At 72.6% G+C, this 19142-nt stretch carries 18 protein-coding genes; 7 read left to right on the plus strand and 11 right to left on the minus strand.

All coding sequences use genetic code 11. From position 1 onward, the window contains the following. The first annotated feature begins 6 nt into the window (after positions 1–6). From tal to ACFWN3_RS01540, 6 genes are read left to right on the plus strand one after another with little or no spacing between them, the layout of a single operon-like run. Positions 7–1119 carry a transaldolase gene (tal, locus tag ACFWN3_RS01515; RefSeq protein ID WP_377642737.1) on the plus strand — a complete coding sequence of 371 codons (1113 nt, stop codon included), beginning with the start codon at positions 7–9 and terminating at the stop codon, positions 1117–1119. Next, positions 1116–2756, plus strand: a complete 1641-nt coding sequence (locus ACFWN3_RS01520) for a glucose-6-phosphate isomerase (protein ID WP_377642739.1) — start codon at positions 1116–1118, stop codon at positions 2754–2756. The genes tal and ACFWN3_RS01520 overlap by 4 nt, the downstream gene beginning before the upstream one ends. Then, complete coding sequence (gene zwf, locus ACFWN3_RS01525) at positions 2753–4297, plus strand: glucose-6-phosphate dehydrogenase (RefSeq protein ID WP_377642741.1); 1545 nt, start codon at positions 2753–2755, stop codon at positions 4295–4297. Before ACFWN3_RS01520 ends, zwf begins: the two co-directional genes overlap by 4 nt. Continuing rightward, positions 4294–5439 carry a glucose-6-phosphate dehydrogenase assembly protein OpcA gene (locus ACFWN3_RS01530; protein ID WP_377642743.1) on the plus strand — a complete coding sequence of 382 codons (1146 nt, stop codon included), beginning with the start codon at positions 4294–4296 and terminating at the stop codon, positions 5437–5439. Before zwf ends, ACFWN3_RS01530 begins: the two co-directional genes overlap by 4 nt. Next, on the plus strand, positions 5436–6164 hold the full coding sequence (gene pgl, locus ACFWN3_RS01535) for a 6-phosphogluconolactonase (protein WP_377642744.1): 729 nt from the start codon (positions 5436–5438) through the stop codon (positions 6162–6164). The genes ACFWN3_RS01530 and pgl overlap by 4 nt, the downstream gene beginning before the upstream one ends. A gap of 4 nt (positions 6165–6168) precedes the next feature. Beyond that, the gene (locus tag ACFWN3_RS01540; RefSeq protein WP_377642746.1) at positions 6169–6678 is read left to right on the plus strand and encodes a hypothetical protein; all 510 of its coding nucleotides are present in this window, start codon (positions 6169–6171) and stop codon (positions 6676–6678) included. Between the two features lie 22 nt (positions 6679–6700). On the opposite strand, the gene ACFWN3_RS01545 is transcribed toward ACFWN3_RS01540, so the two are convergent. The 11 genes from ACFWN3_RS01545 to ACFWN3_RS01595 form a co-directional block, all read right to left on the minus strand. After that, positions 6701–7051 carry an RNA polymerase-binding protein RbpA gene (locus ACFWN3_RS01545; protein ID WP_377642748.1) on the minus strand — a complete coding sequence of 117 codons (351 nt, stop codon included), beginning with the start codon at positions 7049–7051 and terminating at the stop codon, positions 6701–6703. A 13-nt stretch (positions 7052–7064) separates the two neighbouring features. Beyond that, positions 7065–7307 carry a preprotein translocase subunit SecG gene (gene secG / locus ACFWN3_RS01550; RefSeq protein ID WP_377642750.1) on the minus strand — a complete coding sequence of 81 codons (243 nt, stop codon included), beginning with the start codon at positions 7305–7307 and terminating at the stop codon, positions 7065–7067. Between the two features lie 98 nt (positions 7308–7405). Beyond that, complete coding sequence (tpiA, locus tag ACFWN3_RS01555; RefSeq protein ID WP_377642751.1) at positions 7406–8203, minus strand: triose-phosphate isomerase; 798 nt, start codon at positions 8201–8203, stop codon at positions 7406–7408. 3 nt (positions 8204–8206) lie between these two features. Beyond that, complete coding sequence (locus ACFWN3_RS01560) at positions 8207–9412, minus strand: phosphoglycerate kinase (RefSeq protein ID WP_377642753.1); 1206 nt, start codon at positions 9410–9412, stop codon at positions 8207–8209. Between the two features lie 23 nt (positions 9413–9435). After that, positions 9436–10440 carry a type I glyceraldehyde-3-phosphate dehydrogenase gene (gene gap, locus ACFWN3_RS01565; RefSeq protein WP_377642755.1) on the minus strand — a complete coding sequence of 335 codons (1005 nt, stop codon included), beginning with the start codon at positions 10438–10440 and terminating at the stop codon, positions 9436–9438. Positions 10441–10618: 178 nt separating this feature from the next. Further along, the gene (gene whiA / locus ACFWN3_RS01570) at positions 10619–11599 is read right to left on the minus strand and encodes a DNA-binding protein WhiA (RefSeq protein WP_377645496.1); all 981 of its coding nucleotides are present in this window, start codon (positions 11597–11599) and stop codon (positions 10619–10621) included. Positions 11600–11619: 20 nt separating this feature from the next. After that, entirely contained in the window at positions 11620–12576 is a 957-nt protein-coding gene (gene yvcK, locus ACFWN3_RS01575) for a uridine diphosphate-N-acetylglucosamine-binding protein YvcK (protein WP_377642757.1), read from the minus strand. Continuing rightward, entirely contained in the window at positions 12573–13598 is a 1026-nt protein-coding gene (rapZ, locus tag ACFWN3_RS01580; protein ID WP_377642759.1) for an RNase adapter RapZ, read from the minus strand. Before rapZ ends, yvcK begins: the two co-directional genes overlap by 4 nt. Further along, entirely contained in the window at positions 13543–15579 is a 2037-nt protein-coding gene (gene uvrC / locus ACFWN3_RS01585) for an excinuclease ABC subunit UvrC (protein WP_377642761.1), read from the minus strand. Before uvrC ends, rapZ begins: the two co-directional genes overlap by 56 nt. A 208-nt stretch (positions 15580–15787) precedes the next feature. After that, entirely contained in the window at positions 15788–16702 is a 915-nt protein-coding gene (locus ACFWN3_RS01590) for a type IV toxin-antitoxin system AbiEi family antitoxin domain-containing protein (RefSeq protein WP_377642763.1), read from the minus strand. A gap of 226 nt (positions 16703–16928) precedes the next feature. Continuing rightward, positions 16929–17447, minus strand: coding sequence for a Rieske (2Fe-2S) protein (locus ACFWN3_RS01595; RefSeq protein WP_377642765.1), 519 nt, complete (start codon positions 17445–17447; stop codon positions 16929–16931). Positions 17448–17716: 269 nt separating this feature from the next. On the opposite strand from ACFWN3_RS01595, the gene ACFWN3_RS01600 reads away from it, so the two are divergent. After that, the gene (locus ACFWN3_RS01600) at positions 17717–18943 is read left to right on the plus strand and encodes a branched-chain amino acid ABC transporter substrate-binding protein (protein ID WP_377642767.1); all 1227 of its coding nucleotides are present in this window, start codon (positions 17717–17719) and stop codon (positions 18941–18943) included. The last annotated feature ends 199 nt before the right edge of the window (positions 18944–19142 follow it).

The following is a 19142-nucleotide window of genomic DNA, read 5'->3' on the forward strand; positions in this document are numbered from 1 at the left end:
ACTCGCATGACCAGTACCGCCCTCAAGGACCTCGCCGACAACGGCGTCTCCATCTGGCTCGACGACCTCTCGCGCGAGCGGCTGCGCTCGGGCAACCTCCAGGAGGTCATCGACACCAAGGGTGTCGTCGGCGTCACGACCAACCCGTCGATCTTCCAGGCGGCCCTCTCCGAGGGCAACGCCTACGACGAGCAGGTCCGCGAGCTCGCCGCGGCGGGGAAGACGGTCGAGGAGACCGTCTTCACCCTCACGACCCGCGACGTGCGCGACGCCTGCGACATCTTCATGCCCGTGTTCGAGGCCACCGACGGGCTCGACGGGCGCGTCTCCATCGAGGTCGACCCGCGCCTCGCGAAGGACACGGCCCGCACCGTCGCGGAGGCCAAGGAGCTCTCCGCAGCGGTCGACCGTCCCAACGTCCTCATCAAGATCCCCGCGACGGTCGAGGGCCTGCCCGCCATCAGCCAGGTCCTCGCCGAGGGCATCTCGGTCAACGTCACGCTGATCTTCAGCCTCGACCGGTACCGCGCCGTGATGAACGCCTTCCTCACCGGCCTCGAGCAGGCCCGCGAGAACGGCAGGGACCTCTCCCTCATCCGCTCCGTCGCGTCGTTCTTCGTCTCGCGCGTCGACAGCGAGATCGACAAGCGGCTCGACGCCATCGGCACCGACGAGGCCAGGGCGCTGCGCGGCCAGGCGGCCGTCGCGAACGCCCGCCTCGCCTACCAGGCGTACGAGGAGGTCTTCTCCACCCCGCGCTGGCAGTCGCTCGCCGATGCCGGCGCGCACCCCCAGCGCCCGCTGTGGGCGTCGACCGGGGTCAAGGACCCGGCCTACTCCGACACCCTCTACGTCACCGAGCTCGTCGCCCCGGGCACCGTCAACACGATGCCCGAGAAGACCCTCGACGCGACCGCCGACCACGGGGAGGTCACGGGCGACACCGTGACGCCGTACTACGCCGAGGCCGCCGAGGTCCTCGACAGCCTCGAGCGGCTCGGCATCTCGTACGCCGACGTCACCGCCCAGCTCGAGAGGGAGGGCGTCGACAAGTTCGAGAAGTCGTGGGAGGAGCTGCTCGACGGCGTGACCCGCGAGCTCGAGAAGGCCTCCGCATGAGCACACTCGACGTCGCGGCCACCGGTGCCGCGGCCGACGCCATCGCGGCCCACGTGCCCACGCTGGTCGCCGACCGCGTCGCCAGCCGGCTCTTCGCCCAGGACGCGACCCTCTGGGGCGACGCCGCCGTCGAGGAGTCGGCCAAGCGACTGTCGTGGACCGGGCTCGCCCGCTCCTCGCGCCACCTCGTCGGCGAGATCGCGGCGCTCAAGGGCGAGCTCGACGAGGCCGGCTACGACCGCGTCGTCCTCTGCGGGATGGGCGGCTCGTCGCTCGCCCCCGAGGTGATCTGCGCGACCGCGGGCGCCGACATCGTCGTCCTCGACTCCTCCGACCCCGACGTCGTGCGCCGCACCCTCACCGACCTCGACCGCACGGTCGTCGTCGTGTCGAGCAAGTCGGGCTCCACCGTCGAGACCGACAGCCAGCGCCGCGCCTTCGAGGCGGCCTTCACCGAGGCCGGCATCGACCCGACGACCCGGCTCGTCGTCGTCACCGACCCGGGCTCACCCCTCGACGCCGACGCCCGCTCCCGCGGGTTCCGCGTCGTCAACGCCGACCCCGACGTCGGCGGTCGCTACTCCGCCCTCACCGCCTTCGGTCTCGTGCCGAGCGGTCTCGCCGGAGTCGACGTCGAAGCGCTCCTCGACGACGCCGAGGCCGTCGCCGACGTCCTCGCGGCCGACGACGACGCCAACCCCGCACTGCGCCTCGGCGCCGCGATGGGCGGCACCTCCCCGCTGCGCGACAAGCTCGTCCTCGTCGACGACGGCACCGAGAACGTCGGGTTCGGCGCGTGGGCCGAGCAGCTCATCGCCGAGTCGACGGGCAAGGACGGCACCGGCATCCTGCCCGTCGTCGCCATCGGCTCAGAGCCGGCCCACCTCTACGCCGACGGCACCGTCGTGCGCCTCGTCTCCTCCGACGACGAGGGCCCGGAGGCAGCGGCCGACGGGGCCTCCGCCGCGACGGCCTCCTCGCTCGTCACCGTCGCCGGCCCGCTCGGTGCCCAGCTGCTGCTGTGGGAGGCCGCCACCGCGGTCGCCGGTCGACTGCTCGGGATCAACCCGTTCGACCAGCCCGACGTCGAGAGCGCCAAGTCCGCCGCCCGCGAGCTGCTCGACGCCGGCATCGGTGCCGGTGACGCCGCCGCGTTCACCGACGACGCCGTCGAGGTGCGCGCCCTCGGGGGCGACTGGCTCGGCGACGCGTCCACCGTCGCCGGCGCCGTCGACGCCCTCCTCGCCTCCCTCGACCACGAGCACGGCTACGTCGCGGTCATGGCCTACCTCGACCGCGAGGGCGACGCCGACCTCGAGCACGTGGCCCGCGACCTCTTCGACCGCACGGGCCGCCCGGCGACCTTTGGCTGGGGACCGCGCTTCCTCCACTCGACCGGGCAGTACCACAAGGGTGGGCCCCCGACGGGCGTGTACGTCCAGGTGACGACCGCACCGGCCGAGGACCTCGCGGTACCGGGGCGCGACTTCACCTTCGGCCAGTTCATCGCGGCCCAGGCCGCCGGCGACGCCACGGTGCTCGCCGACCACGGACGGCCGGTCCTCCGCCTCCACCTCACCGACCACGACCGGGGGTTGGCGCAGGTCCGGGAGGCGCTCGGACGGACGTCCGGGTGAGCCCGGCGCGCGTCGGCGCGGGCCAGAACCCGCTGCGCGACCCCCGGGACAAGCGGCTCCCGCGGATCGCCGGCCCCTGCTCGATGGTGATGTTCGGCGTCACGGGTGACCTCGCCCGCAAGAAGCTGATGCCCGCGATCTACGACCTCGCCAACCGCGGGCTGCTCCCGCCGGGCTTCTCGCTCATCGGGTTCGCCCGCCGCGACTGGGCCGACCAGGACTTCGGCAAGATCGTCCACGAGTCCGTCAAGGAGCGGGCCCGCACCCCGTTCCGCGAGGAGGTGTGGCGCACCCTCGCCGAGGGCATCCGGTTCGTCCCGGGGACCTTCGACGACGACAACGCCTTCGACCTCCTCGCCGAGACGGTCCAGCAGCTCGACGAGCAGCGGGGGACGGCGGGCAACCACGCCTTCTACCTGTCGATCCCCCCGTCGTCGTTCGCCACGGTCTGCCAGCAGCTCGAGCGCTCCGGCCTGTCGACCCCCCAGGCGGGCTCCTGGCGCCGTGTCGTCATCGAGAAGCCGTTCGGCCACGACCTCACGTCGGCCCGCGAGCTCAACTCGATCGTCGAGAACGTCTTCCCGGCCGACTCGGTCTTCCGGATCGACCACTACCTGGGCAAGGAGACGGTCCAGAACCTGCTGGCACTGCGCTTCGCCAACCAGATGTTCGAGCCGGTCTGGAACGCCAACTACGTCGACCACGTGCAGATCACGATGGCCGAGGACATCGGCATCGGCGGCCGGGCCGGGTACTACGACGGCATCGGCGCGGCGCGCGACGTCATCCAGAACCACCTCCTCCAGCTCCTCGCCCTCACCGCGATGGAGGAGCCGGTCTCGTTCGACGCCCAGGGCCTGCGGCTCGAGAAGGAGAAGGTCCTCTCGGCGGTGCGGATCCCGTCCGACCTCGCGCACGGCACCGCCCGCGGCCAGTACGCGGCCGGGTGGCAGGGCGGCGAGGAGGTCGTCGGCTACCTCGAGGAGGAGGGCGTCGGCAAGGGCAGCCGGACCGAGACCTACGCGGCCGTGCGCCTCGACGTCGACACCCGCCGCTGGGCCGGCGTGCCGTTCTACCTGCGGACCGGCAAGCGGCTCGGCAAGCGCGTCACCGAGATCGCCGTCGTCTTCAAGAAGGCACCGCACCTGCCGTTCTCGAACACCGCGACCGAGGAGCTCGGCCAGAACGCCGTCGTCATCCGGGTGCAGCCCGACGAGGGCGTCACCCTGCGGTTCGGCGCCAAGGTGCCGGGCGCCCAGATGGAGGTCCGCGACGTGACGATGGACTTCGGCTACGGGCGCGCCTTCACCGAGTCGTCGCCGGAGGCGTACGAACGACTCATCCTCGACGTCCTCCTCGGCGAGCCACCCCTGTTCCCGCGGCACGAGGAGGTCGAGCTCTCCTGGCAGATCCTCGACCCCATCGAGAAGTTCTGGGAGGCCAAGGGCGCTGCGCCACAGCAGTACCCGTCCGGTGGCTGGGGACCCGCCGGCGCCGACGACATGATGCGCCGTGACGGCCGCGAGTGGAGGCTTCCATGATCGTCGACCTCCCCGCGACCTCGACGGCCGCGATCTCCAAGAAGCTGGTCCGGCTGCGCTCCGACACCGGCTCGATGGCGCTCTCGCGCGTCCTCACCCTGCTCGTCGTCGTCGACGAGGACGAGGCCGAGGAGGCCATCGCCACGGCGAACGACGCGAGCCGTCAGCACCCGTGCCGCATCATCGTCGTCGTCCTGGGCAACAAGCGAGGGACGGCCCGCCTCGACGGCCAGATCCGCATCGGCGGCGACGCCGGCGCGTCGGAGGTCGTCGTCCTGCGCCTGTACGGCACGCTCGCCGCCCACGGCCGGGCGGTCGTCACGCCCCTGCTCCTCGCCGACTCCCCCATCGTCGCGTGGTGGCCCACCGTCGCGCCCAAGGACCCCTCCAAGGACCCGATCGGCATCATGGCCCAGCGACGCATCACCGACGCCGCCCGCTGCTCGGGCACGCCCCGGCAGGTCCTGCGCCGCTTCGCCGCCGCCTACGCCAGCGGTGACAGCGACCTCGCCTGGTCGCGGATCACGCTGTGGCGCGGGCTCCTCGCGGCCGCGCTCGACCAACCGCCCTACGAGCAGGTCACGGCGGTGACCGTCGTCGCCGGGGCGGACTCCCCGTCCGGCGAGCTCCTCGCCGGGTGGCTCGCCGTGCGCCTGAAGTGCCCTGTCTCACTGGCCCGTTCGCGCAACCGCAGCGGCATCATCTCGGTACGGCTCGAGCGCGCCAGCGGCACCGTCGACCTGGTCCGACCCCTCGACGGCAACACGGCCACGCTCTCCCAGCCGGCGCAGCCCGACCGCACCATCGCGCTCCCCCACCGCGGCGACGCCGAGTGCCTCGCCGACGAGCTGCGCCGCCTCGACCCCGACGAGGTCTACGCCGACGCGCTGACCAAGGGCCTGCCCAAGGTCACCCTGTCGCGCCAGACGGCGAGCGAGGCCGTCAAGGCGGGCCGCGCGCCCTCGGTCGCCGAGGCCGAGCGCAAGGCCGAGCGGATCCGCCGCGCGGCGCGCGCCGGAGGGAGCAGCACGATGGTCGACCGCCCGATGCCCGAGAAGGTCGACGACCCGGCGACGGTCAAGGCCGCCGCGTCGAAGAAGCTCGTCAAGGTCAAGAAGGAACGGGAGGACGGGTCCTCATGAGCAGCACCGTCGTCGTCCACCCCACCCGCCAGTCCCTCGCGGACGCGGCGGCCGCCCGGCTCGTCGTGGCGGTCGTCGACGCCCAGGCCGCCCGTGGGGTCGCGCACGTCTCGATGACCGGCGGCTCGATGGGCTCCGAGATCGTCCGCTCGCTCGCGGCCTCCCCGGCGCGGGCGGCCGTCGACTGGTCCCGCGTCCACGTGTTCTGGGGTGACGAGCGGTGGCTCCCCGCCGGCGACCCCGACCGCAACGACACGCAGAACGACGAGGCCGGCCTGGCCTCGCTCGGGCTCGACCCCGACCACGTGCACCGCGTGCCCGGACCCGACGCCACTGCCTCTGCCGAGGAGAGCGCCGAGGCGTACTCGGCGACGATCCGCGCCGTCGACGGCGGCGCCTTCGACGTCATGGTCCTCGGGGTCGGTCCCGACGGGCACATCGCGTCCCTCTTCCCCGGGCACCCGGCGTCGGGGACCACCGACGCCATCGCCATCGCCGTCCACGACTCCCCCAAGCCCCCGCCGACACGGGTGTCGCTGACCCTCGAGTGCCTCGAGCGCTCCCGTGAGGTCTGGTTCCTCGTCAGCGGCGCCGACAAGGCCGACGCCGTGCGCCGCGGGGTCGAGGGGGCGCCGTTCGAGACGACCCCGGCCGCCCACGTCCACGGCGAGGAGCGCACCCTCTGGCTCCTCGACGCCGACGCCGCCGGCGAGCTCGGGGGCTGACGCCGTGGGCTTCCTCGACCGGCTTCGCGGGCGTGACGACGAGGGTGCCGTCCCGTCCGCCCGACCGTCCGCGCCCCCGCCCGACGACGAGCACGGCGACGCGCTCGACGACCTCGAGCCGGTCGAGGAGATCGGCACCCGCCGGCTCACCGCGGAGGAGGAGGCGGGCCTGGAGTCCGTGCGCGCCCGGTACGCCGACCACGGGATCGACCCGGCCGACCTCAGCACGATCGCCGCCGCCTGGGACCGCGCGGTCGCCGGCGCCGACGCGGACGACGACTCCGCCACCGAGGTCGTCGACGTCATCGGCACGGCCGTCGGCGACCACCTCGTCACCGCCGGCTACCGCTGGGTCGTCAGCAGCGACCCGTTCGGGACCGACCTGGCCGTCGAGCCCCCGCGCAAGGGGGTGCCGGTCGTCACCCGGATGCTCGTCGCCGTGCGCTGGATGGCCCGCGAGTCGGGCTGGGTCACCGGCGTCGTCGAGCACCTCGCCCGATCCGGCCGCCGCTGACCCGCCTCCCGGAGGAGGTGGCCTACTGGATGAGGCCGCGGTCGCGCAGCGTCTGCAGCGCCTCCTCGAGGATGGCGGCGCCGTCCTCGTCGGAGCGACGCTCCTTCACGTAGGCGAGGTGCGTCTTGTACGGCTCCACCTTGGGGGCCGCGGGAGGGTTGTCGCGGTCCTGGCCGGCGGGCAGCCCGCAGCGCGGGCAGTCCCACTGCTCGGGGATCGCCAGGCCGGGCTCCTCGGCGAAGCTCGGACGGGTCTCGTGCCCGTTGGAGCACCAGAAGGAGATGTGGACGCGCGGGGCGACCTCACCCCGCTCGGCCTCGCCCATGGGGCCCGCGCCGACGCGCGAGCCACGAATGGCATTGCCTCCAGCCATGGTCGTCCTTCCCTTATGCGAATCGCTCGAGGACGCCGAGACCGACGACGCAGGTGAACCACACGACGGCCACCGCGACGGTGATCCGGTCGAGGTTCCGCTCGGCCACCGAGGAGCCGCCGAGCGAGCTCGACATCCCCCCACCGAACATGTCGGACATTCCGCCGCCCTTGCCCTTGTGGAGCAGGATGAGGAGGGTCAGGAACAGGCCACCGAGGACCAGGAGGACCTGGAGGCCGATGCGAACCGCGTCCACGGGCAATCCTTCGTAGGGGTCAGGGGGACAACCGGTACAGGATAACCGCTCGTCGCGGCGGCACCGGACACCTCGGGACAGGCGGGTGTCGGCACGCGTCAGGACGTCGCGACGTGGTCGCGGAAGCGGCAGATCGCTGCGAACTCCGCCGGGTCGATCGACGCGCCGCCGACGAGGGCGCCGTCGACGTCCTCCTTGGCCATGATCGCCGCGACGTTGCCCGACTTGACCGAGCCGCCGTAGAGGACGCGGATGCCGTCGGCGACGTCGCCGGAGTACAGCTCGGCCAGCTTGGTGCGGATCGCCGCGCACACCTCCTGCGCGTCCTCGGGGGTCGCGACCTCGCCGGTGCCGATGGCCCAGATGGGCTCGTACGCGACGACGACCGTCCTCGCCTGCTCGACGGGGACGTCCTTGAGGCCGGCCTCGACCTGGGCCAGCACGTGCTCGACGTGGGTGCCGGCCTGGCGGACCTCGAGGCCCTCGCCGCAGCAGAAGATCGGCGTGATGCCGTGGCGGAAGGCGGCCTGCACCTTGGCGTTGACGACGTCGTCGCCCTCGTGGTGGTACTCGCGCCGCTCGCTGTGGCCGACGGTGACGTAGGCGCAGCCGAGCTTGGCGAGGAAGGCCCCGCTGATCTCGCCCGTGTAGGCGCCGGCGTCGTGGACCGAGAGGTCCTGCGCGCCGTGCTTGAGCTCGAGGCGGTCACCGTCGATGAGCGTCTGGACGCTGCGGATGTCGGTGAACGGCGGGAGCACCGCGACCTCGACCTTGCCGTGGTCGTGGCGGCCGTCCTTGAGGGTCCAGTCGAGCTTCTGCACGAGGTGCGTCGCCTGGAGGTGGTCGAGGTTCATCTTCCAGTTGCCCGCCATGAGCGGGGTGCGGCCGGAGGCCATGGGTCAGTGCTCCTTCGTGAGGATCGCGATACCGGGGAGCTCCTTGCCCTCGAGGTACTCGAGGGAGGCGCCACCCCCGGTGGAGATGTGGCCGAACTGGTCGTCGGAGAAGCCGAGCTGGCGCACGGCCGCGGCGGAGTCGCCGCCGCCGACGACGGTCAGCGCGCCGTTCGAGGTGGCCTCGACGAGGGCCTCGGCGAGGCGTCGGGTGCCGGCGGCGAAGGGCTCCATCTCGAACGCGCCCATCGGCCCGTTCCAGAACACCGTGCGGGTGTCGGCCAGCTTCTCGGCGTAGAGCTCGGCGGAGCGCGGGCCGATGTCCAGGCCCATGGCGTCGGCCGGGATGGCGTCGGCCGCGACCGTCTCGACCTCGGTGTCGGCCGAGAACTCCTTGCCGACGACGACGTCGACGGGCAGGACGATCTCGACGCCGCTCTGCTGCGCCGTCGCGAGGTAGCCCTTGCAGGCCTCGAGGCTCTCGGCGTCGAACAGGCTCTTCCCGATCTCGTGACCCTGGGCCGCGAGGAAGGTGAAGAGCATGCCGCCCCCGATGAGGAGGCGGTCGGCGGTCTGCAGGAGGTTGTCGATGACGGCGAGCTTGTCGGCGACCTTGGCGCCGCCGAGGACGACGGCGTAGGGCCGCTCGGGGTCCTGGGTGAGGCGCTTGAGGACGTCGACCTCGGTGGCGACGAGGCCGCCCATCGCCGACGGCAGCCGGGTCGCCACGTCGTAGACCGAGGCCTGCTTGCGGTGGACGACGCCGAACCCGTCGGAGACGAAGGCGTCGGCGAGCCCGGCGAGGGCATCGGCGAACTCGGCGCGCTCCTCGTCGGTCTTGGCCGTCTCCCCCGCGTTGAAGCGCAGGTTCTCGAGCAGGAGCACGTCGCCGTCCTCGAGCCCCGCGACCGCGGCCCGGGCGCTCTCCCCCACCGTGTCGGTGGCGAAGGCGACGGGGCGGCCGAGGAGCTCGGCGAGCCGGTCGACGACCGGCTTGAGCGAGTACTTCTCCTCGGGCGCCCCCTTGGGACGCCCGAGGTGGGCGCACACGATGACGCGTGCGCCCGCCTCGGACAGCTGCTGGATCGTCGGGACCGACGCCCGGATGCGGCCGTCGTCGGTGATCGTCGTGCCGTCGAGCGGCACGTTGAGGTCGGACCGGACGAGGACCCGCTTGCCGCGCAGGTCGCCCAGCGAGGCGATGTCACCCATGATCAGGTTCGGTCCCGTCCGCTTCAGAGGCTCTTGCCGACGAGGACCGTGAGGTCGATGAGGCGGTTGGAGTAGCCCCACTCGTTGTCGTACCAGCCGACGACCTTGACCTGGTTGCCGATGACCTTGGTCAGGCCCGAGTCGAAGATGCACGACGCCGGGTCGGTGACGATGTCGGAGGAGACGATCGGGTCGTCGGTGTACTTGAGGAAGCCCTTGAGCGGGCCCTCGGCGGCCGCCTTGACGATCGCGTTGACCTCCTCGACGGAGGTCTCGCGGCCGGCCTCGAAGGTGAGGTCGGTGGCCGAGCCGGTGGGGACCGGGACGCGCAGGGCGTAGCCGTCGAGCTTGCCCTTGAGGTCGGGCAGGACGAGGCCGATGGCCTTCGCGGCGCCGGTGCTCGTCGGGATGATGTTGAGGGCGGCGGCGCGGGCGCGGCGCAGGTCCTTGTGCGGGCCGTCGAGCAGGTTCTGGTCCTGCGTGTAGGCGTGGATGGTCGTCATCAGGCCCTTGACGATGGTCAGCTCGTCGTGGAGCGGCTTGGCCATCGGGGCGAGGCAGTTCGTCGTGCACGACGCGTTCGAGATGACGTGGTGCTTCTCGGGGTCGTAGCTGTCGTGGTTGACGCCCATGACGAAGGTGGCGTCCTCGTTGGAGGCCGGGGCCGAGATGATGACCTTCTTGGCGCCGCCGTCGATGTGGGCGTGCGCCTTCTGGCCGTCGGTGAAGATGCCCGTCGACTCGATGACGATGTCGGCACCGGCGTCGCCCCAGGCGATGGCCGCGGGGTCGCGCTCGGCGAACACCTTGATGGTCCGGCCACCCACGGTGATCGAGTCCTCGGTCGCGCTGACGTCGTCCTCGAGGACACCGAGCACGGAGTCGTACTTGAGGAGGTGGGCGATGCTCTTGTTGTCCATCAGGTCGTTGGCGGCGACGATCTCGATGTCGGCACCGGACGCCTGGACGGCCCGGAAGAAGTTGCGGCCGATCCGGCCGAAGCCGTTGATCCCTACGCGAACGGTCACGGGGGTGCTGCCTTCCACTCATACGGGAGTGCCACGGGGTCGGGGCACCTGGGTTCGTCGTCCACCCTAGACCCCGTCGTTGCGAGGGGACACCGCGTCCGGGGTACGGGCGAGTAACCGCTTACGCACCCCCGGCCGAGCACGGTTCGGCTCCCCGGCGGGCCGGCGGACGGGCTCGTCAGCTGTCGAGCATGTCCGGGGTGAGGACGGCCTCGGTGTTGGGGATGCCCTCGTCGGAGGCCCGCTTGTCGGCCATCGCGAGGAGCCGGCGGATCCGGCCCGCGACGGCGTCCTTGGTCATCGGCGGGTCGGCCAGCTGACCGAGCTCCTCGAGACTGGCCTGCTTGTGCTCCAGCCGGAGGCTGCCGGCCTCGCGCAGGTGGTCGGGGATCTCCTCGCCGAGGATCTCCATCGCGCGCTCGACGCGGGCGCCGGCGGCGACGGCCGCGCGGGCCGAGCGGCGGAGGTTGGCGTCGTCGAAGTTCGCCAGGCGGTTCGCGGTGGCGCGGACCTCGCGCCGGATGCGGCGCTCCTCCCACGCGAGGACGGCGTCGTGCGCGCCGAGGCGCGTCAGCATCGCCCCGATGGCGTCGCCGTCACGGATGACGACGCGGTCGACCCCGCGGACCTCGCGGGCCTTGGCCGAGATGCCCATCCGGCGGGCGGCGCCGACGAGGGCGAGGGCGGCCTCCGGACCGGGGCAGGTGACCTCGAGGGCGCTCGAGCGGCCCGGCTCGGTGAGCGAGCCGTGGGCGAGGAAGGCGCCGCGCCAGGCGGCCTCGGCGTCGCACACCGACCCACTGACGACCTTGGGCGGCAGACCGCGGACCGGTCGGCCGCGGCTGTCGATGAGGCCGGTCTGGCGGGCGAGTGCCTCGCCGTCCTGGACGACGCGCACGACGTACCGGCTGCCCTTGCGCAGCCCGCCGGCCGCGAGCACGAGGACCTCGGGGGTGTGGCCGTAGACCTCGGCGAGCTCGCGTCGCAGCCGTCGGGCCGCGTTCGCGGTGTCGAGCTCGGCCTCGACGACGATGCGCCCCCCGATGATGTGCAGCCCCCCGGCGAACCGCAGCGTCGCCGCGACCTCCGCCTTGCGGCAGCAGGGTTTCGTCACGGCGAACCTGCTCAGCTCGTCCTTCACCTTCGCCGTCATCGCCATGCCGGTCATCCTGCCACGCGTCATGGACGCCCTCCTGCGGTGGTGACGACGTCCCGGAGCGCGGCCGCGAAGCGCAGCGGGTCGTGCTCGCCCGGACGGTCGCGGTGCGAGACGGGAGTCACGAGCAGGCTCGCGCCGAGCCGGGCACAGTGCTCCGCGAGCGAGGTCGCGTCCTCGACGACGGCGGGGTCGGCGAGGACCACGTCGAGGCGCAGCCGGGGCGCGAGCTCGGCGAAGGTCTCGAGGTGCCGCTCGGCGCTGAAGCCCGCGGTCTCCCCCGAGCCCGGGTCGAGGTTGAGGACGAGCATCCGGCGGGCCCGGGTGACCTCGAGGGCCTCGCGGACCTCGGGGACGAGCAGGTGGGTCATGACCGAGGTGAACCACGACCCGGGGCCGAGGACGACCCAGTCGGCGCTGCGGATCGCGGCGACCGACTCCGGGTAGGCCGGCGGGTCGGCGGGGACGAGGCGCACGGCCTCGACCGTCCCGGGCGTCACGGCGACCTGGGCCTGTCCGCTGACGAGCCGGCGTGCGGTGGGGTCGTCGGGGTCGAGCCCGCTGACGTCGGCCTCGATGGCCAGCGGTACGGCCGCCATCGGCAGGACCCGGCCCTTGGCGCCGAGGAGTCGGGCGACGAGGTCGAGCCCGGCGACGGGGTCGTCGTGCAGCTCCCACAGCGCCACGATGAGCAGGTTGCCGAGGGCATGGCCGCCGAGCGGGCCGTCGCCCTCGAAGCGGTGCTGGAGGACGTCGCGCCACGTGTGGCCCCACTCGCTCTCGCCGCAGAGGGCGGCCAGCGCCATCCGCAGGTCGCCGGGCGGCAGGACGCCGAACTCGTCGCGCAGCCGGCCGCTCGAGCCGCCGTCGTCGGCGACCGTGACGATCGCGGTGATCTCGTCGGTGACGTAGCGCAGCGCCGTCAGGGTGGCCGCCAGGCCGTGGCCCCCGCCGAGGGCCGCGACGACCGGCCCGCTCACTCGCGCCCCAGGTCGCGGTGGACGACGAACGTCGCGACCCGGTCGGTGGTGAGGCGGGCCGCGAGGGCCTGGGTCATCGCGACCGACCGGTGCTTGCCGCCAGTGCAGCCGACGGCGACCGTGGCGTACCGGCGTCCCTCGCGCCGGTAGCCGTCGACGACCGGCTCGAGCATGGCGACGGCGCGGTCGAGGAAGTCGGTGGCGCCCTCCTGCCCCATGACCCAGTCGGCCACCGGCTGGTCGGCGCCGGTGAGCGCCTTGAGCTCGGGGACCCAGAACGGGTTGGGCAGGAAGCGCATGTCGAGGACGAAGTCGGCGTCGAGCGGGACGCCGTACTTGAAGCCGAAGGACATGAGGGCGAGCCGGACGCTGGGTCCGCCCTCGGCGCCGAGCAGCGGGGCGATCTTCCGCCCGAGCTGGTGGACGTTGAGGCCCGAGGTGTCGATGACGACCTGGGCCTCGGCCCGCAGGTCGCGCAGCAGCTCGCGCTCGGCCTGGATGCCGTCGAGGAGGCGGCCGTCGCCCTGGAGCGGGTGCGGTCGGCGGACGCTCTCGAACCGGCGCACGAGGGCCTCGTCGGTGGCGTCGAGGAAGATGAGGTGGGGCCGCCAGCCCGCCTCGCGCAGCGCGGCCAGACCCTGACGCAGCTCGGAGCGGAAGGCACGGGCGCGGACGTCGACGACCGCGGCGATCCTCAGCTCGGAGACCCCCGAGTCGCGCACCCGGTTGGCCAGCTCGGCCATCGGCGAGAGCAGCTGCGGCGGGAGGTTGTCGACGACGTACCAACCGCGGTCCTCGATGACGTTGGCCGCGGTCGAGCGTCCGGCGCCGCTGAGGCCCGTGACGATGACGAAGTCGGTGTCTGAGGGGACGGGCGGCGGTGGGGGCGTGACGGCAGGGCTCGACGCGCTCCCGGTGCTCGCCTCGATGGGCGTGGTCGTCTCGGCCGGCGGGTCGGGGGTCGGGTCAGGCGTCGGCCCGCTGCCGTCCGGCATCGGGGTCGTCCCCGGCTCCACTGACACCTGCTGCTCCTTCGTCGTCGACGACCTCGCCGGTGGCGAGGTTGACCGCGGGGGTGAGGTCGGCGGTCGACCCCAACTCTGCCGCAACCACCGCTGCCAGCGCAGGCCCGATGCCCGGGACGTCGGCGAGCTCGTCGACGGAGGCGGCGCGGATCCGCTTCACCGAGCCGAACCGCTTGAGCAGCGCCTTGCGCCGCTTCTCCCCCAGGCCGGGGATCCCGTCGAGCTGGCTGGCCGTCATCGCCTTCGAGCGGCGCTGCCGGTGGAAGGTGATGGCGAAGCGGTGGGCCTCGTCGCGCAGGCGCTGGAGGAGGTAGAGGCCCTCGCTCGTGCGGGGCAGGACCACCGGGTGCTCGACCCCCGGCAGCCAGACCTCCTCGAGGCGCTTGGCGAGGCCGACGACCGCGACGTCGACGATGCCGACGTCCTCGAGGGCCCGGGCCGCCGCGTTGACCTGGGGCAGGCCACCGTCGACGACGACGAGGTTCGGCCGGTACGCGAAGCGCGCGGGACGGGCGCCCTCCTCGGGGGTGACCGCGCCGTCGTCGAGGGCGTGCTGCTCGCGGTCGCGGATCTCGGCCTCCTCCGCCCGGCCGCGCCGGAAGCGTCGGGTGAGGACCTCGTGCATCGCGGCGGTGTCGTCGGTGGCGCCGGTCTCGTCGCCGCGCACGATGAAGCGGCGGTACTCGGACTTGCGCGGCAGGCCGTCCTCGAAGACGACCATCGACCCGACGACCTGGGTGCCCTGGACGTGGCTGATGTCGAAGCACTCGACACGCAGCGGGGCGTCCTCGAGCTCGAGGAACTCCTGGAGCTGCTGGAGGGCCTGGCTGCGGGTCGTGAGGTCGCCGGCGCGGGCGACCTTGTGCCGGGCGAGGCTCTGGGTGGCGTTGCGGGCCACCGTCTCCATCAGGGTGCGCTTGTCGCCGCGCTGGGGGACGCGCAGGTCGACCCGGCTGCCGCGCAGCCCGGAGAGCCAGTCGGCGAGGGCGTCGGCGTCGTCGGGGAGGACCGGGACGAGCACCTCGCGCGGCACGGCCTCGCCCGTCTCGCCGCCGTAGACCTGCTGGACGAGGTGCTCGACGATCTCGGGGGTCGTCTCGGCGTCGCGCTCGGCCACCCAGCCGCGCTGGCCACGCACCCGCCCGCCCCGGACGTGGAAGAGCTGGACGGCCACCTCGAGCTCGTCCTCGGCGAGGGCGAAGACGTCGGCGTCGGTGGCGTCGGGGAGGACGACGGCCGACTTCTCGAGGACCTTCTCGAGGGCGCCGATGTCGTCGCGCAGCCGGGCGGCGCGCTCGAAGTCGAGCTCGGCGGCGGCCTCCTTCATCTCCTTGGTCAGCCGACCGAGGAAGCGCCCGGTCTCGCCGGCCATGAAGTCGCAGAAGTCCTCGGCGATCCGCCGGTGGGTGTCGGCGTCGACGCGGCCGACGCACGGGGCGCTGCACTTGTCGATGTAGCCGAGGAGGCAGGGGCGGCCCACCTGGCTCGCACGCGTGAAGACGCCCGACGAGCAGGTGCGCACCGGGAAGACGCGCAGCGCGAGGTCGAGGGTCTCGCGGATGGCCCACGCGTGGGCGTAGGGGCCGAAGTACCGGGTGCCCTTGCGCTTGGCGCCGCGCATCACCTGGGCGCGCGGGAAGTCCTCGCCGAGGGTGACCGCGAGGTAGGGGTAGGACTTGTCGTCGCGGTAGCGGACGTTGAAGCGGGGGTCGAACTCCTTGATCCAGCTGTACTCGAGCTGGAGGGCCTCGACCTCGGTCGACACGACGGTCCACTCGACGCTGGCCCCGGTGCGCACCATCGTCGCGGTGCGGTGGTGCAGGGCGGAGAGGTCCTGGAAGTACGACGACAGCCGTGGCCGCAGGCTCTTGGCCTTGCCGACGTAGATGACGCGGCCGTCCTTGTCGCGGAACCGGTACACCCCCGGCTCGGTCGGGATCTCCCCCGGCCGAGGACGGTACGTCGACGGGTCAGCCACGCCCACAACCCTACGACCGCCCCCCGACACGCCCCCGCCCGCCGTCCCCCCGCCCGCCTTCCCCCGCCCGCCGTCCCCCCGCCCCCCGCGCCGGCCGCCCCTCCTGTCGCACAATTTCGGGGTAACCCCGAAGTTGTGCGCTCCACCCCGGTTGTCAACACGGGGATAGCGCGCACAACCCGGGGGCAGCGCGTCGGTAGAGGACGTCTCAGCGGGCGACGTGTCGATCGGCGAGGTCGCGGGCCACCGCCGCGCGGACGACGGCCAGGACCCGAGCCGGTGACTCGAGGTCGTGCCACGTGAACCGGAGGACGACGTAGCCGAGGGCGCGCAGCCGGTCCTCGCGCAGCTTCTCGCGAACCACCGCCTCGGGCCCACCGTCGGAGTACTTGACGAAGCCGTCGAACTCGATGAGCACGCGGGTCCCGTCGATGCCGAGGTCGGCTCGCGCGACGACGGTCGAACCGTCCGTGACCACGATTTGGCTGGTGACGGCGAACCCGTGCGATGCCAAGGTCACACGCAGCCGGGTCTCACCCGGGCTCTCCGAGAGCGGGTCGAGGAACGAGAGCATCGCGGCGGCGCGCTGCGATCGCGGCTCACCCCGACGACGCACCGCCACCTCGGTGAGCTCGTCGACCGACACGACGCGTCGCGCCACGGCGGCATCGGCGGACACGACGGCGGCGACGGTCCCGTGGTCGAAGGCGACCTGGACCAGGGCAGCGGCCGGGGACTGGGCGGGTCCGGTCGCGGTGCTGCTCACGACATCGGTGGCGTCGAGCGGTCGGATGACGGCTCCGGACCGGTTGACCTGACGGTGGACCGGCCGGTGGAGGAGCGCCTTCGAGAGCCGAAGACCCCAGGTCGGGAGTCCGAGCGCCACGACCGACGATCGACCGGCCAGCACGGCATCCGGGTACATGAGGAGGAGGCCGGCGCACAGCTCGCGATGTCGGTCCTCGGCGAACGGCGGCCGAGGGGTGGCGGCGTACAGACCGTGGGCGAGTCTGCGGATCACGCCCGTGGCGACCCCTCGGGTGAGCTCGCGCGTCCCGATCCCCAGTGCCGCTGCCTCCGCCCGCGTGAACAGGTCGCCGGGCCAGTGCATCTCGTCGTACATCCGCACAGCGTCGGCAACGACCACCCCGGCATCCAGCGCGCCCGCGGAGCTGTGGACGAGCGCTTCCCTCCACCGGGCCTGTGGACGGAGCGGACTCCCACACGAACGCGACCTCGGCCAACGGCGGCCGCACCCGAGAAAGAGGCGCTCTCCCCCGGTTGCCAACCGGGGGAGAGCGCACAAGTTCGGGGTCACCCCGAACTTGCGCAGCCCGGGGTGTTGGGGGTCAGGTGACGGTGATGCCGTCGGCGCCGACGGTCACGGACTTGGCCTCGAGGCCTCGGGTGGCGGGGCCCTGCTTGACCTCGCCCGTGGCGGCGTCGAACTGGCTGCCGTGGCAGGGGCAGGTGATGACGTTGTCCTTAACGCTGCCGACGGAGCAGCCCTGGTGGGGGCACGTCGCCGAGAACGCCTTGTACTCACCGGCGGTCGGCTGCGTCACGACCACCTTCGTCGACTCGAACACCTTGCCGCCGCCCACGGGGATCTCGGCGGCCTTGATGAGGTCGCCGGCGGCGGAGGACGCGACGGATCCCGCAGCCGAGGCGGCCGACGAGGCCGCCCCACGCGCCGCGTCCTCGGCGGCACCGCACGCGGTCAGCCCCGCGGTGCCCACGACGGCGGCACCCGCGACGACGAGGGACTGCCGGCGCGACACGCACCCGCACGCGCCGGACGGGCCCTCCGCTCCGGTGTCGGGGGTCGTGCCGGACCCGGTGGTGGGGGTCATCTGGTCGCTGCTCATCGTCGTCCTCTCGGGGTCGTCGGTGCCGGCGGAGCGGCGTGTCGCGGCGAGGTCGCCGTGAACCCGTTCAGCGAACGGGCTGCCGACCATGGTTCCCGAGGCGCTCGTTCGCACAGCCCGAGCACAGGTCACCGTGAGGTAACAACTCGGCCGCGTTCTGCCCGGGATGCTGGGCTGCCTGTGGCGGCTGTGGTTACAGTGCGCTTGCTCGCCACACCCGCGGGCTCGAGCACACCTGCTCACTTTTCTGTAACAACTCAGGAGGAAACGTGCCTCAGCGTTCCGTGGTTGCCGCTGGCGCCTCGCTGCTCGTCGCCTCGCTGGCCCTCTCCGCGTGCGGTACGCGCGGCGGCAGCGAGGACGACGCCACCGGCGGTGCCAGTGAGAACAAGGTCGCCAAGATCGGCGTCATCGCGCCTCTGTCCGGCGACCTCGCCGCCCTCGGCAAGGGCATCGAGCACTCGGTCGACCTGGCCATCAAGCAGGCCAACGAGTCCAAGGCGATCCCGGGCTGGACCCTCGAGCTCGCCGCCGAGGACGACCAGGCCACCCCCGATGTCGGCAAGAACGCCGCCACCAAGCTCGCGTCCGACAAGGACGTCATCGGTGTCGTCGGCACGCTGAACTCCAGCGTCGCGCAGAGCGTCCAGCCGGTCCTCGCGGCCGCGAACATCACCCAGGTCTCGCCGGCCAACACCAACCCGGCGCTCACCCAGGGTGCGGACTTCCTCACCGCGCCGAAGCGGACCTACCCCACGTACTTCCGCACCTGCACCACCGACTCGATCCAGGGCCCCTTCGCGGCGCGCTACCTGTTCGAGAAGGCGGGCATCAAGGAGATCGCGACGGTCCACGACAAGAAGACCTACGGTCAGGGCCTCGTCGACGCGTTCACCACCGAGTACAAGAAGCTCGGCGGCAAGGTCGTGGCGGCCGAGACGATCAACCCCGACGACGACAAGTACGACGCCGTCATCTCCAAGATCAAGCCCTCGAACCCGAAGGCCGTGTACTACGGCGGCGAGTTCCCGCAGGCCGGTCCGTTCTCGCAGCAGATGAAGGCCGCCGGCCTCAACGTCCCGCTCATGGGTGGCGACGGCATCTACTCGGGCGAGTTCATCAAGCTCGCCGGTGCGACCGCCGACGGCGACCTCGCCACCTCGGTCGGCGCCCCGACCGACACCCTCGAGTCGGCGAAGTCCTTCGTCGAGGCGTACAACGCCGGTGGCTACGCCGAGCCGTACGAGGCCTACGGTGCCTACGCGTACGACGCGGCCAACTCCATCATCGCGGCGCTCAAGACGTCCCTCAAGGACGCCGCCTCGGCCGACGCGGCCCGCCAGGCCACCGTCACCGCGATGAGCTCGGTCTCGTTCGACGGCGTCACCGGCAAGGTGGCCTTCGACGAGTACGGCGACACGACCTCCCGCGTCCTCACCGTCTACGGTGTCAAGGGCGGCAAGTGGGAGGCCGTGAACACGGAGGAGTTCAAGTAAACCCTTCCGTGACGGCCCAGCCGTGACGCACTGACGCGACGGCGGGGGTGGACCCAGGTGGCCCACCCCCGCCGTTCACGTCCCGGCACGCGACGCCGCACCCGACGCCGCACGCGGCGCCGCTGTCGAGCGTTGCGAGGCTCGCCCCCGCGTGGTGGGAGACACGACTCCCCCTGCGCCACTACGCTCCCCCCAGCCT

This window comes from Oryzobacter terrae (assembly GCF_042756445.1).
In the GTDB taxonomy this organism is placed as follows: Bacteria; Actinomycetota; Actinomycetes; order Actinomycetales; family Dermatophilaceae; genus Oryzobacter; species Oryzobacter terrae.